Raw genomic sequence first — 13691 nt, 5'->3', positions numbered from 1 at the left:
CTTGCGCCAGAACAGATTCGGAATCCTGATGGACTGATTCAGAATCATCTTTTCCCATCGCTAATCCGTAGCCGTTCGCGTCGAGGTGCTGCGTATGCAACACCTCAACACCATCTCACGGGTGCACCAGCAGCAATACCCCCTCGCTTCATTCACACAAGCCTTGCGTGACGGACCTCTTCGCCTGGCATCCGACTTGCATTAGAGAACGCCATGCGTGGTGCATCGCTCGCGCACGAAGATGGGAGCCCCGTTGCGGGCGAAATCAAACAACGATTGAATAAGGATAGCGAAGTCAATGTTCAAGAGAAAAACACTCGTCGTCGCGCTCGGGGGAGTGCTTGCCGGTGGCGTGCTGATATCGCCTGCATGGGCCGTTGATAACGCGTCAACCGGTGCGGCAGGCGGCGCTTCTGCTGACGCAGCCGGACCAGCGGTACAGGGGAAGCCGAAAGCGAAGAACGCGAACAAGGCCGTGGCCGATACCAATCTGGGAACTGTCACGGTGACCGCGCGCCGACGCAAGGAAAGCCTTCAGGAGGTGCCGGTTGCGGTGACCGCATTGAGCGGCGACAGCATCAAGAATAATGAACTACGGGTGGTTAACGACATCACCAGGTACGTGCCGAACTTCACGGCGCAGTCCACCGAAGGGCGTGAAAGGCCGCGTTGGTTCCTGCGCGGCGTCGGCAGCAACGATCCGTCGGATCTGTCGTTGAGCCCGATCGGTGTCTATTTCGACGACGTTTATATCAACAGCGTGTTTGGCCAAGGCTTTCCGCTCTTCGACCTCGACCATATCGAGGTGTTGCGCGGTCCGCAAGGCACCCTGTGGGGCAAGAACACGATTGGCGGCGCAGTCAGTCTGACGTCGAAGAAGCCGACCTTCGACGTGGATGGCTACGGCAAGGTCGGTATCGGTCAGTACAACAGCCGCCTCGCCGAAGCCGCGATCGGCGGTCCGATCGGCAGCAACGACGTGCTGGCGGCACGCCTTTCGGTCTATCACGAGAACGGCGATAGCTTCTACACCAACACCGTGTCGGGCGGCCGGTTCGGCGGCTTCCACGATAACGCGGTGCGCTTCCAGTTACTGGCGGTACCGACTTCGAATTCCGACTTCCTGCTGAATATCCATGGCCGCAATTACACGGGCGGCGGCGACCCATGGCACGCACAAGGGGCCGGCGCGAACGGTGCCAACCAGTTCGGTTTCGTCGGGTCGAGCGACCCGCAAACGGTTTCACTCAATGCGCCGTCGAGCGATCATATTGCCTCGTATGGCGGCTCGCTGACCGCGCATTGGCATATCAACAGCGCGTTGACGCTCACCTCGATTACCGCGCTGGAAGGCCTGAACCGCTGGTATCAGGACGATGAAGACTATTCACCTTACGACGCCGCGCGTTCGCACGATACGCTCGCATCGCATCAGTTCTCACAGGAGTTCCGTCTCGAGTCGCCGCAGAACGATCGCCTGAGCTGGATCGCCGGCGCGCATTTCTTCACCGAGGAACTGAGCGAGGAGGGGGCGGGCGGCGGCTTGCCGGATGCGCCAGGTGGTCCGTCTGCAACGTATTACCACCTGACTGAACTGACCCAGCATACGCAAAGCGCCGCCGTGTTCGGCAGCGTGAAGTATCGTTTCACCGATCGCTTCAACCTGACTGGCGGCCTGCGCTATACGATCGAACGCAAAACGATCAATCTGACCGGCTTGCAGAATAGCGGCCCCGTTTCGTTCAGCGATGTGAACAACTGGTGGGACCCGTCGTCGATCACGTCGCCACTTGCCGTCAGCGCGCGGCAGAACCAGACCAACACGTGGCGCGCGCCGACCTGGGATTTGACGCCCGAATACGCGATCAGCAACAACGTGCGGGCCTATATCCGTTATGCGCGCGGCTTCCGCTCAGGTGGCTACAACGGCAGCGCCTATACGCAAAGCACGGTTTCGACAGTCACGCCCGAGTACCTGACCGACTATGAGGCGGGCATCAAAAGCGAATGGTTCGACAAGCGCCTGACCGTGAACGCCAGCGTCTTCCACTACGACTATCGCGACATTCAGGTGTTTGCACTGGCGCCGAATCCATTGGGCGGCGCGCCGGTGTCTACCTTGTCGAACGCCGGGCAGGGGCGCGCCGATGGGTTTGAGCTGGAATTGAAGGCGCAGCCGACTAACAGCCTCTACCTGTTCGCTAACCTCGGGCTGCTGAATACGCGCTTCACCGAGTTTGCCAATGTGCCAACCGCAGTGGGCAATTCGTTCGCACGTTCGCCGCACACGACGATCGACGTCGGCGGCGAGTACCGTGTGCCGTTGCCGGTCGGCTCGATTGCAGTAGGGGGCGATATCAACTATCGCAGCACCGAGTACTTCAGCGCGACGCGTCAGACTATTCCGCAGTTGTGGCAGTCGGGCTATACCGTGATGAATGCGCACGTGTCCTATGTGTCGTCGAATCAGAAATATATCCTGACCGGCTACGTGACGAACCTGACTAACAAGGTCTATAAAAAACTGGAGTTGTTGCCGTCTTATGGCGCGTATCCGGTGCTGTATGGCGACCCGCGTGTCTTTGGCTTGACGTTTACCGCCAGGATCTGACCGGGAACCGTACGGCGTGGCGTAGCAGTCCGGCTGAACGGCGGACTGTCACGCCACAACTTTCGTGGCGCGCAGTCGTGCGGGTGTCACTTCGCCAATCTCGCCCTCACGGTGTACTCGCCTTCTTCACCCGTGTCTTCCGCCATATGAGCCATCGCCGTCTCGAAGTCGGGCGGCAGTGGCTCGACCGGATAGCCGCGCTTTTCCCATGCGTCGAGACCGCCCTTGAGCGCGCGGACGTGGTGGATGTTCTTCCGGTGCAGCTGATTGACGATCCGCTTGGCCGTTGCTTCGTTAGGGCAGACGCAATAAACGACAATCGGCCGCTTCAGTAACTCGGGATCCAGCGGCTCCGGCGAGTCGAGGTCGAGCAACTGCGCACCCGCGATCCGGTGCGATTCTTTCGCGCGTATGCTGCGTGGCCGCGCGTCGAGGATCAGTGGTGGCTCATTGGATTTCATCAACTCGTCGAGTTGATCAGGCGAGATGCGCACGTGCGCGAGCCAGCGTCGAAATTGCCAGCGGCGTACGCAGCGATAGAGGAGTGCGGCAACGAAGATCGCCGCGAATGCGTCGAAAATCGTGCCGCCGTTGTGGCGCACGAGCAGCACGAGTTGCACGATCTGATCGTGCAGTGCCGCGCCGCCGATCACCCACACGCTGGCCCACAACGCCGCGCCGATAAAATCCCACAGCAGAAATACACCGACATTGATGGGTGTGGTGCCGAGCAGCGGCGCCGAGACCAGGCCGAGGCCGGGCAGGAACTTCGCGACGGTGAGAATCGGCGCGCCGTACCGTTCATAAGTGTTGCGGGCGACACGCACGGTGGTGTCGAGCGAGAGCGAGAAGCGCACCAGTTGATTCAGCAGGCGCCGGCCGTACGTCCGCCCGGTGAAGAACCATAGCGTGTCCGCGATCAGGGTTGCGCCGACAGCGGCGCCCACGACGCTGGCGTAAGTGGTCTGTCCCATTGCGGCCATGGTTCCGCCGAGGATCAGCATCGGCGCCGCTGGAATCGGCAGGCCCAGTTGCGTGACGAGCACGCTCATGAAGACGGCCCATACGCCCAGCGAGGGTGGAATCGCAACCGGAAAATGCCACACAACCACGCTCCTCTTGATACCCTGGAAGGATTTGAAACAGTCGGCGCCGAGTCCCTGCTCAGGTTTCCGCTCGGTTCCTGCTCAGTCGGCGTGCGCTGCGAATACGTCACGCATTGCTACTTCCTGCCGGACGGCGGGAAACGGGATGAGGCAGCACGTTCAACCGGCCGCCGCGCATGCAGCCGCGCACCTTGTGGATTTAAGCACAGGTTTGTGAAAAGACGCTGCGAAGCGGGCTGAACACCCGCGGAAATTCAAGGGGGCGGGGCGGCCACATGTGCCGCCCCGCCGCCGAGCAACCGGTCCCTGTCGCTCCTTAGCGCGGCGCGCAAACGCGGCGTTGCGAAATCGATAAAACTTCGGGTTTTCAGCGGCAATGGCCCTTGTCCCGCGTGCATCAGGCTCACCGGTATCGGTTCGGGTTCAAATTCCCGCAGCACCAGTTGCAGCTTGCCTTCTTCGACGGCCCGCGCGGCCTGGTATGAAAGCACGTGGGTGAGGCCCACACCGGCGACAGCCGCATCGATGGCGGCCTCAGCATTATTGACGGACAGCCGTGGATGGACCGGCACGGCCTGCTGTTTCGCGCCGCGCGGCGCGAAGGTCCAGATCGGCCCGGACGGCAGCGAGTCGACATTGATGCAGGCAAAGCGGGCGAGATCGGCGGGGCTTTCCGGTACGCCGGCTTGCGCGAGGTAACGTGGGCTCGCGCACACCACCCGGCAGACCGTGCCGACCTGGGTCGCGACCATGCTGCTGTCCGGCAGTTTGCCGATGCGCAGGGCAACGTCGATATGTTCGTCGAGCAGATGCAGCGTGCGGTCAGCCAGAACCAGACGCACGGCGATCTGCGGGAAGGTCGCGAGGAAGTCGTTGATGATGGGCAGCAGGTGCAGGCGTCCGAACACCATCGGCGCCGTGACGACGAGCTCGCCACGCGGCGTGCTGTACTCGCCCGCGGCCGCGCTTTCAGCTTCGCTCACCTGTTCGAGGATCTGCTTGCAGGCGGCGAGGTAGGCCTCGCCCGCGTCGGTCAAGGTCAGCTTGCGGGTGGAACGCACCAGCAGCCGCACGTTCAGATGCGCCTCCAGTTCCGCCACCTTGCGGCTGACGGTGGGCAGCGGCGTCCCCAGTTTGCGGCTCGCGGCCGAAAAACTGCCGGTCTCCACCGCGGCCACCAGAATTGAAATTGCCTCCAGACGATCCATGGATCCTCTCGGTCTTCGAGAATTAATCCAGCGAAAATACAGGAATACATGGACGTCTGGAAGGCGGGTTATGGGAATGCGCGTCGCGCAACTGTGTTTCGCGGCCCGGTTGCTACAATCGCCGCATAGACAGAGACAACGGAGACACCGCATGGCAACGCTTCAGCCGATCAGCCGCTACCCCGTGCCCGAACCGGGCGAATGGCCGGACGATATCCGGGCGCGCATCCTTGAAGTGCAGGAGAAAGCGGGTTTTGTTCCAAACGTGTTTTTGACGTTGGCGCACCGGCCAGACGAATTCCGCGCGTTTTTTGCGTACCACGACGCGTTGATGCTGAAAGAGGGCGGCTTAAGCAAAGGTGAGCGCGAGATGATCGTGGTCGCCACGAGCGCCGTGAATCAGTGCCTGTACTGCGTGGTCGCGCACGGCGCGATTCTGCGCATTTACGAAAAGGCGCCGCTACTGGCGGATCAGGTGGCCGTCAATCATCGCAAGGCGGATATCACGGCGCGCCAGGCGGCGATGCTCGACTTTGCCCTGAAGGTTTGCCGTGACTCCGGCGCGGTCGGCGATGCCGATTTTCAGATCTTGCGGGAGCATGGTTTTTCCGATGAAGACGTGTGGGATATCGCGGCCATCACGGCATTCTTCGGTTTGTCGAACCGGATGGCCAACGTCATTTCCATGCGCCCGAACGACGAGTTCTATCTGATGGGGCGCGTGCCGAAAGCAGCGGCGGATGCGCCCCGCAAATAGCCTCGGAGCGCTTGCCGCGGGTCCGCGGCTGACAGGCGGCGTGCGGCTGCGTGTTCACGCACGCTTGCCCCTACGTCCACGCGCTCGCCTATACGCCCGCCGGCTCGGCCCTGATGGCCGGCGTACCGACCGTCCTGTCGTCGATCGGGAAATGCAGCATCGCGGCGATGAGTCCGGCGACCATCGTGGCTTCCCACAGCAGCGAATAGGAGCCGGTCAGATCGAACACCAGGCCACCTAGCCACGCGCCGAGAAACGAGCCGATCTGGTGGCTCAGAAAGCAGACCCCAAAGAGGCTGCCGAGGTGCCGCGTGCCGAAAACTTTTGCCACGAGCCCGCTCGTAAGCGGCACGGTTCCGAGCCAGGTGAGCCCCATCACGGCCGCAAAGATGACGACCGACGCGGAGGTTTTCGGCAGCAGGAAGAACGCGCCGATCGTCACGCTTCGAATCAGGTAGAGCCAGCCGAGCACATGGTGCTGCCGGAAGCGGCCGCCGAGCCAGCCGCATCCCCAACTGCCCGCCATGTTGAACAGGCCGATCAGTGCCAGCGCCGTGGCGCCCAGTCCGATCGGCATATGACAGAGCGTCAGATATTCAGGCAGATGGGTGGCGATGAACGCGAGTTGAAATCCACAGGTGAAGAAGCCGAGTGTGAGAAGCAGGTAGCCGCGATGCCGCATGGCCTGGCCGAGCACCTTGCGAAGCGGTGCGGCGGGTGGCTCCTGAACGAACGTGCCGACACGCTGGCGCCGATCGAGCGCCATGCCGAGCGGTGCGACGAGCAGCATCAGAAAAGCCAGCGCGAACAGCGAGGTGGCGATACCGGCACTGAGGCGGATGCTCTGCGTGAGCGGAATCATCAACACCTGGCCTGCCGAGCCGCCCGCGCTGACAAGACCCATCGCCATGCTGCGTTTTTCGGGCGAGGCGACGCGGCCGACCGCCGGCAACACCACGCCGAACGTCGTGCAACTGACACCGATCCCGACCAGCAGGCCCATGCCGACGATCAGCATTGGGCCGGACGGCGCGACTGCCGCGATACCCAGGCCGGCGGCGAACGTCGTCGCACCGAACGCGACTACCGGCGCCGAGCCGTAGCGGTCGGCGGCGGCGCCCGCGAACGGTTGCGCGAAACCCCACACCAGATTGTGCAGCGCGATGGCGAAAGCGATCAGCGTGACGGGTAGGCCGCGATCGAACGAAAATGGCCCGATGAAGAGGCCGAAGGTCTGCCGGATACCCATTGCGGCGCTCAGAATCAGCGCGCCGGCGATGATCACGAGCGTCGTGTGGCTCAGCGGGAAGGCGAAGCGTTTGCTATTGGCGGTGGACATGGTTCTGATCTCCTTCGACACCATGGTCGCAGCGAGCGTCAGACGCGGCAAAGGAAATGATTTTGACGACAGGTGAGTGTGGCTCACCTGTTCGGGGTGACGTCGCGGTCAGAGATTCGGAGACTTAGCGCTTCAGCGATAGGGGTGAGGCGGTTCAGTGACTTCGCTACCGGACGGATTGGCGAATTGCGCTGCCTCGCCGAGCAGCCACTGTTTGAAGTCGAGCAATTCCGGGCGATGCGCCGCGCTATCCGCGTCTTGCGCGCTCACGAGCCAATAAGCGTTGGCTGAGGCGATGGTTTGTGGACAGGCCTCGACCAGTGCGCCGCTCGCCAGATCGCGGTCCATCAGCGGACGTCTGCCGAGTGCGACGCCGAGACCCATGCTCGCGGCTTCGAACGCGAGCTGGATCGTGTCGACGCGCAACCCGTCGCTGAGGTCGACGGGGGCGCCATCGACGGGGGCGCCATCGACGGGGTCGCCCTCGACGGCGACACCATCGAGCCACGCCTGCCAGTCCTCGCTGGCCGAGTTCACGTGAATAAGTGTCGCGCGGCGCAGATCGAGATGCCCGTGCCCGTTGCGCAGATTGTCCAGATAGGCGGGACTGCACACCGGCACGAGGCGTTCGCCGAACAGACGGGTCCAGGCGGTTCCCGCGACCGGGGCACGGCTCAGGCGAATGGCGAAATCGAAGCCGTCGACGGGAAAACCGACCTGACGATGCGATGTGTCGACGGTGATGTTCGCGTCCGGCCAGCGCGAGCGAAACGCGCCGAGCCGCGGCAGCAGCCAGCGCGAGGCTAGCGTGGGCGCGCAACTTAGCGCGATCGGGCGATTCGCGCGGTGGTTCGGCAGGCGCTGCGTGCCGATTGCGATCAGCGAAAACGCTTCGGATACGTACGACAGATAATCGGCGCCCGCTGCCGTAAGCGAAATGCCACGCGGCTCGCGCGCGAACAGTTCCACACCGAGCGACTGCTCGAGGCCAACGATGCCGTGACTGATCGCGCTAGGCGTGACGTTCAACTCGGCGGCGGCGAGCTTGAAACTCTGATGCCTGCCGGCCGCCTCGAAGAAGCGAAGCGCGGGCAGAGGTGGCAGACGAAGCGGCATGGTGCATCCCCAAGGCGGCGGGCGCCGTAATGGTAACGGTGACGGTGCAAGAGCGCGTCGGTGCGCGCGGGTTGATTCGCGAAAGGATACCTTGCAATAGGGTTTCGATTGTCAGCCGAGGGGCGGCTACGGCTTGCCACGGTCTTGTCCGTTTGCCGAACGGCGGCGCCCGGATGCGGTCGCGGACACGGCGGACGGCGCGCAGAAAAATTTCATCGACATTGTCGATTTGCCGGCACGCCGTTCGTCGTCGCTCTATGAGGGCAAAAAAATGCGCGCTTGCCGTACGCCGCAATCGTGCCCTTTGTCCTTTTTTACGTGAGAGGAGGTGGCTGATGAGCAATGTAGACCCATCCGCATCAACGCTGAAACCGGCCCGCCTGCTGGCCGATTCGCCGCGCCGGTTTCCGGGCGAGAGCGCGGAATATCGCCGTGCCCGCAACGATCTGCTGGCCGAGGAAATCGAGTTGCGCCGCCACATCGAACGCGTGGCCGCACAGCGCCGCGCGCTGCCGCCCGGCGGGGTCGTGCCGCAGGATTATCGCTTCGAGGGCGAAGCGGGCATGGTCACGCTGGCGGAGATGTTCGGCACGCACGACACGCTCGTCACCTACAACTGGATGTACGGCCCGCAGCGCGTGCGGCCCTGTCCGATGTGCACCTCGCTGCTGAGTGCTTACGACGGCGAAATGCCCGATATCCTGCAACGCGTGGCTTTTGCCGTGATCGGGCGCTCGCCGATCGACAAGCTGGTGGCATTCAAGAAAGAGCGCGGCTGGCGGCATCTGCGGCTGTATTCGTCGAACGGCAATACTTTTAACCTCGACTACGCCGATGAAGATCCGGAAGGCGGCGATGTTCCCGCCTTCAACGTGTTCACGCGTTCAGGCGGCACGGTGCGGCACTTCTGGGGCGCGGAGATGGGGCCGTGGACCGCGGACCCCGGTCAGGATCCGCGCGGCGCCCCCGACGTGATGCCGATCTGGACGGTGCTCGACATGACGCCCGGCGGCCGTGGCAGCGACTGGTATCCGAAGCTGGAATACGACACCGTGCCGCGCTAGTCGCGCGTGGGGCATGCGTGGGGCATCTGACGCGCATCGCGCTGATTCTCGCAAAGCAGGTGTAGGCGAGCGTTGTTCACGTCGCAAGAACGTGACTCTGCGCGCGCGCCGCCTCCAGGTAGGTCGGCACCGCGCTCGCCCGCATCGGCCTGCCGAACAGATAGCCCTGCATGGCGCGAGCGCCCAGCGCCTTGACGACGTCCGCTTGCGATGAGGTTTCGAGTCCTTCGACGATGCATTCGAGTCCGAGGTTTCTGCACAGGTCGAGCACGGACTTGACGATCTTCTTCGATGCGCTATTGGAATCCACATCGGTCATGAAGCTGCGGTCGATCTTGATCGTATCGAAAGGCAGGCGATGCACGTAGCTGAGGCTTGAATAACCGGTGCCGAAATCGTCGAGCGAGACGCGGCAGCCGGCTTGCTTGATCATCGTGAGCGAACTGTGGGCCTGCTCGAAATCGCGCGTGACCGCGGTTTCCGTGATCTCGAAGTTGACATGGTGCGCGGGCACGCCGCTGGCCAGCACGATATCGACCAGACGGCGGGCGCGCGGCGAAGTCGAAATATCGATCGCGGAGAGATTGAACGACAGATAGAGATCGGACGGCCAGCGCGATACTTCATCGAGTGCCTTGCGCAGCAGTACTTCGGTGACGCGCAGAATCAGATCGGTACGCTCGGCAATCCGAATGAATTCCTCCGGCTTGACCGCGCCCAGCCGCTCGTTGTGCCATCGCCCGAGCGCCTCCATGCCGATCGTGCGTTGCGAGTGCGCGTCGTAAATCGGCTGAAACTCAAGGAACAGTTCGGATTCCAGGTTCGCATGGCGGAGTTCCTGGGCGACGAGACTCGAGCGCCGGATCCGTGTTTCGTGTTCGGTCGAGAAGATCACCGGCGTCCCGCGACGGCCTTCCTTGCCGACGTACAAGGCCGCGTCGGCGCGCTCGAAAACCTGCTGCACTGTCGTGCCCGCTTCAGGAAACGCGGCCCAACCGATCGTTCCTGTCAGTTCGGCAACATTGCCGGCCACCCGATACGGCTGGCTGAGCGCTTCGCAGATACGCTCGCCCAACTCGACGAGTGTCTCGTTCGCCAGTTTGTGCTGAGCCAGCACGCCGAATTCGTCACCGCCCAGGCGCGCGAAGAAGATGCCGGGCTCGGCCAGCGCCAGCAGGCGTACGCCGACTTCCTGCAGCACGAGATCGCCGCTTGCATGTCCGTAGATGTCGTTGACCTGTTTGAAGCCGTCGAGATCGATCAGTCCGACATTGAAACCGCCGCCGATGCCAAGCGCCTGTTCCGATAGCGCGCGCAGCGACGCGAAGAAGCTGCGCCGGTTGGGCAGGTCGGTCAGGCTGTCGATGCTCGCGAGCCGGAAATTGTCGTCGCTGAGTCTTTGCGTGTTCTGCTGGCTCACCTGCAATTCGTGCTGCGCGTGCACCACACCGACAAAATTCCGGTAATAGAGTTCGATGATGAAGGCGAGTGCGACGCCGACCAGCATCATGTCGACCGCCATCGCGATGAAGACAGACGAACCCGTGGCAACGAGAAACGTCGAAAAGCTTAGGATGACGATTGAAAGCGGAAGCAACGCGGCCGCTCGCAGATGGTTCAGGCAGAACACGCAGCCGATCACCGTCGTCGCCATGTAGAACGCGACGTGTGCCTGCTCATAGGGCGAGCCGTAGGAAAACAGTAGCAGTGACCAACTGCTGAAGGCGACGCCGAAGATACCCGAGAGCCAGATCAGCTTGCGCAGTTCGAGCACGGCCTGCGCGTGCGTCAGCGTCCGGTGCCGGACACGCCACCAGCGCACGCAACGGATGATGCACAGTGCGCAAAGCGCCCCAGGACAATAGATCGACAACCATGCGGGTGCCGACGCCAGATGCGTAACGGCGACCGCCAGCGTGTTCACGAGCAGAATGAAATAGAGCAGCGGAACCTGGCGGCTGAATGCCTGGAGTTGCGCGCGTACGAGTTCAGGGTCGCTTCTCGCGACCGACAGCGCCTCCCTCAATCTGGTTAATCGAACCATTCCCGTCCTTGTAACGTTTGCGCCGCACACGCAGCTTTGTATATCGGCGGCGTAGCGCCAAACCTTGAGGGCGTTTTCACGGGAAAAAAGCGCGCGCCAGGATTGGGCGGTAAATACGCCCGGAGGGCCGCGCAGGGTTGAGTCATTTGTGCTGCATCAATCTACGCACGAGCCGTTGGTTTTCGGCGCCGGGAATGGGCGGATTCGTCGTGCCGGCCTGCCCGGCGCGGGCGATATCACAGGACGGAGCGGTGGCGCGGGACCATGCGACGAGCGTTGCGCATGTTGCAATATGGAGAATTTTCATTGTTTTAATCTTCCCGGATTTTTTTATTACTGAGCGCGCATGGTGCTGAATGTCGAATCTCTACGATCCACCATAACATAGTAAAAAAGCATGGCGGCGATCACTTTGCCGACCCTAAAGCACTGAAATTGCAACGGATTGTGATACGGCCTGAGGCGCTGTAAAGCGGGAGAAATGCGTAAGCGCGCGATTCTTATAGGACTTTGGCGCAAAAAAACGTCAAATTGCCGCTGGGCGGGCGATACAAGGCTTACATCCAACGTTTGCGCGAATATGCGCCTATGCGTTAGTGTGTCGGTCCCGGCGCAACAGATGTGGCGCCGGTTCCATGATTACCATACGGGAAGTGCTATGAACAAACAGGAACTGATTGATGCAGTCGCCGCAGCGACGGGCGAAAGCAAAGCGGCCACCGGCCAAACCATCGACGCTATCGTCGAAGCGGTGACCAAAGCCGTGGTGGGTGGCGATACGGTGCAACTGGTCGGTTTCGGTTCTTTCTCGACCGGCGCGCGCGCAGCACGCGTGGGTCGCAATCCGTCGACCGGTGCCGAAATCCAGATCGCCGCAGCCAAGACGGTGAAGTTCACCGCCGGCAAGGCATTCAAGGAAGCCGTCAACGCGTCGTAATGCAACGCGCCTCGCGCCGGAGCATCCACGCGCGTTGTTGTAACGCGCGGCGTCCGATGCATCGGGTGTGAGGAATCACGCGCTGCCTGACCCCGTGAGCGTGTTTAAACGGTGGTTAGTGCGGCGCGTGTGGCGCTGGTTGCCTGGACGTTGCCTGGATGTTGCCTGGACGTGGAGCGGGCATGAGTTGCGCGCTGACGTTCATGCCGTCGTTGCTTGCTTCTGGTTTTGCGTCATGCACGCTCGCCTCCTCGCCGTTAGTTCCGGTTACCGGTTGGGCGAGATCGTGCAGGCCACATTGGCGAGTTCAGCCCGCGCGCCGTTTTCGGGTTGCTTCTGCCAGCGTTGCGAGCACCGGCTCGGTTTGCGCCCAGCTCACGCAGGCGTCCGTAATCGATACGCCGTGACGCAGCGGCACACCGGTTTTCAGATCCTGACGGCCTTCTTCCAGATGACTTTCGAGCATGACGCCGATAATGCGGCGCTCGCGCTGTGACAGTTGCTGCGCCAGATCCTGTACTACCTCCAGTTGACGCAAATGCGACTTGCCCGAGTTCGCATGCGAACAGTCGATCATGACCTGCTCGCGCAGCCCGGCTGACCTGAGTGCCGCGCAGGTGGCTTCCACGGATGCGCTGTCGTAATTCGGCCCTTGCTTGCCACCGCGCAGGATAACGTGTGCGTCGTCATTGCCACGCGTTTCGAAGATCGCCGCCATCCCCATCTTGGTCATACCCATGAACGCATGGCTCGCGCGTGCCGCGACGATCGCGTCCGCGGCGATCTGCACGCCGCCGTCGGTGCCGTTCTTGAAGCCGATCGGGCAGCTCAGCCCCGAGGCAAGCTGCCGGTGACTCTGGCTCTCCGTGGTACGCGCACCGATGGCGCCCCACGCGATCAGATCCGCGATGTATTGCGGGCTGAGCAGATCGAGAAATTCGGTGGCCGTAGGCAAACCGAGACCGCTGATGTCGAGCAGCAGTTGCCGCGCGAGACGCAGGCCTTCGTTGATGCGGAAGCTGCCATCGAGACGCGGGTCGTTGATATAGCCTTTCCAGCCTACCGTTGTGCGCGGTTTTTCGAAGTAGACCCGCATGACGATCAGCAGATCGTCCCTGTAGGTTTGCGCCGCGGCTTTGAGCTTGCGGGCATATTCGATCGCCTGGTCGTGGTCGTGAATCGAACACGGGCCGACGATCATCACGAGCCGGTCGTCACGGCCGTGCAGAATATCGGCGATTTCCGCGCGGGTTTTCTCGACGAGCGTCTGCACCGAAGGCGGCACGGGCAATTCGTCCTGCAGCAGGGCGGGGGAAATCAGCGGACGTACCGCGCCGATACGAACGTCGTCGATGCGCGTGGTGTCCTGGGTGGCGTCGGCCGAGCCGACTTCCTGATCGTGCAAAGGATTGTCGATGGCGCTCAAAATATTCTCCCGGACTTGTATGTGAAGCGGCCTTGCGGCCTGAAGGCGTGGGGGCGGTGCGTTGCCTGGTTGCCGGGATTATG

10 protein-coding genes are annotated in these 13691 nt (G+C 62.3%); 4 read left to right on the top strand and 6 right to left on the bottom strand.

Going from position 1 to position 13691, the window contains the following annotated elements:
• Window positions 1–298 precede the first annotated feature (298 nt).
• Window positions 299–2611: a TonB-dependent receptor gene (locus HWX91_RS09110; protein WP_028194813.1), complete on the top strand. Its 2313-nt coding sequence runs from the start codon at window positions 299–301 to the stop codon at window positions 2609–2611.
• Between the two features lie 86 nt (window positions 2612–2697).
• Here HWX91_RS09110 and HWX91_RS09105 read toward each other — a convergent pair whose 3' ends face one another.
• Both HWX91_RS09105 and HWX91_RS09100 read right to left on the bottom strand, forming a co-directional pair.
• Window positions 2698–3717, bottom strand: a complete 1020-nt coding sequence (locus tag HWX91_RS09105) for a VTT domain-containing protein (RefSeq protein ID WP_028194812.1) — start codon at window positions 3715–3717, stop codon at window positions 2698–2700.
• Window positions 3718–3971: 254 nt separating this feature from the next.
• Complete coding sequence (locus HWX91_RS09100; RefSeq protein WP_042274065.1) at window positions 3972–4925, bottom strand: LysR family transcriptional regulator; 954 nt, start codon at window positions 4923–4925, stop codon at window positions 3972–3974.
• Between the two features lie 151 nt (window positions 4926–5076).
• On the opposite strand from HWX91_RS09100, the gene HWX91_RS09095 reads away from it, so the two are divergent.
• A complete protein-coding gene (locus HWX91_RS09095; protein ID WP_025496449.1) occupies window positions 5077–5682 on the top strand; it encodes a peroxidase-related enzyme in 606 nt (201 codons plus the stop codon).
• 88 nt (window positions 5683–5770) lie between these two features.
• Here the strand turns inward: HWX91_RS09095 and HWX91_RS09090 are convergent, their stop codons facing one another.
• Together HWX91_RS09090 and HWX91_RS09085 are read right to left on the bottom strand one after the other, a co-directional pair.
• Window positions 5771–7021, bottom strand: a complete 1251-nt coding sequence (locus HWX91_RS09090; RefSeq protein ID WP_028194811.1) for an MFS transporter — start codon at window positions 7019–7021, stop codon at window positions 5771–5773.
• Between the two features lie 132 nt (window positions 7022–7153).
• A complete protein-coding gene (locus HWX91_RS09085) occupies window positions 7154–8137 on the bottom strand; it encodes a LysR substrate-binding domain-containing protein (protein WP_028194810.1) in 984 nt (327 codons plus the stop codon).
• Between the two features lie 335 nt (window positions 8138–8472).
• Here HWX91_RS09085 and HWX91_RS09080 point away from each other — a divergent pair, with 335 nt between their 5' ends.
• A complete protein-coding gene (locus HWX91_RS09080; protein WP_028194808.1) occupies window positions 8473–9201 on the top strand; it encodes a DUF899 family protein in 729 nt (242 codons plus the stop codon).
• 76 nt (window positions 9202–9277) lie between these two features.
• Here HWX91_RS09080 and HWX91_RS09075 read toward each other — a convergent pair whose 3' ends face one another.
• Window positions 9278–11245 (bottom strand): putative bifunctional diguanylate cyclase/phosphodiesterase, encoded by a 1968-nt coding sequence (locus tag HWX91_RS09075; RefSeq protein WP_028194807.1) that lies wholly within the window; start codon window positions 11243–11245, stop codon window positions 9278–9280.
• 658 nt (window positions 11246–11903) lie between these two features.
• Between HWX91_RS09075 and HWX91_RS09070 the strand changes: the two genes are divergently transcribed.
• The gene (locus HWX91_RS09070; protein ID WP_006049832.1) at window positions 11904–12182 is read left to right on the top strand and encodes an HU family DNA-binding protein; all 279 of its coding nucleotides are present in this window, start codon (window positions 11904–11906) and stop codon (window positions 12180–12182) included.
• A gap of 307 nt (window positions 12183–12489) precedes the next feature.
• On the opposite strand, the gene HWX91_RS09065 is transcribed toward HWX91_RS09070, so the two are convergent.
• Window positions 12490–13608 carry a 3-deoxy-7-phosphoheptulonate synthase gene (locus tag HWX91_RS09065; protein WP_028194806.1) on the bottom strand — a complete coding sequence of 373 codons (1119 nt, stop codon included), beginning with the start codon at window positions 13606–13608 and terminating at the stop codon, window positions 12490–12492.
• Window positions 13609–13691 lie beyond the last annotated feature (83 nt).

It is taken from the genome of Paraburkholderia fungorum (assembly GCF_902833645.1).
Classification (GTDB): Bacteria; Pseudomonadota; Gammaproteobacteria; order Burkholderiales; family Burkholderiaceae; genus Paraburkholderia; species Paraburkholderia fungorum.
The sequence above is the reverse complement of the archived record's forward strand: the minus strand, read 5'-3'. Positions and strand labels throughout refer to the sequence as shown.

Bases quoted from the DNA above. Each gene is read 5' to 3' on its own strand.
- HWX91_RS09110 (WP_028194813.1), top strand. From the start codon at position 299: ATGTTCAAGAGAAAAACACTCGTCGTCGCGCTCGGGGGAGTGCTTGCC.
- HWX91_RS09100 (WP_042274065.1), bottom strand. From the start codon at position 4,925: ATGGATCGTCTGGAGGCAATTTCAATTCTGGTGGCCGCGGTGGAGACC.
- HWX91_RS09095 (WP_025496449.1), top strand. From the start codon at position 5,077: ATGGCAACGCTTCAGCCGATCAGCCGCTACCCCGTGCCCGAACCGGGC.
- HWX91_RS09090 (WP_028194811.1), bottom strand. From the start codon at position 7,021: ATGTCCACCGCCAATAGCAAACGCTTCGCCTTCCCGCTGAGCCACACG.
- HWX91_RS09085 (WP_028194810.1), bottom strand. From the start codon at position 8,137: ATGCCGCTTCGTCTGCCACCTCTGCCCGCGCTTCGCTTCTTCGAGGCG.
- HWX91_RS09080 (WP_028194808.1), top strand. From the start codon at position 8,473: ATGAGCAATGTAGACCCATCCGCATCAACGCTGAAACCGGCCCGCCTG.
- HWX91_RS09075 (WP_028194807.1), bottom strand. From the start codon at position 11,245: ATGGTTCGATTAACCAGATTGAGGGAGGCGCTGTCGGTCGCGAGAAGC.
- HWX91_RS09070 (WP_006049832.1), top strand. From the start codon at position 11,904: ATGAACAAACAGGAACTGATTGATGCAGTCGCCGCAGCGACGGGCGAA.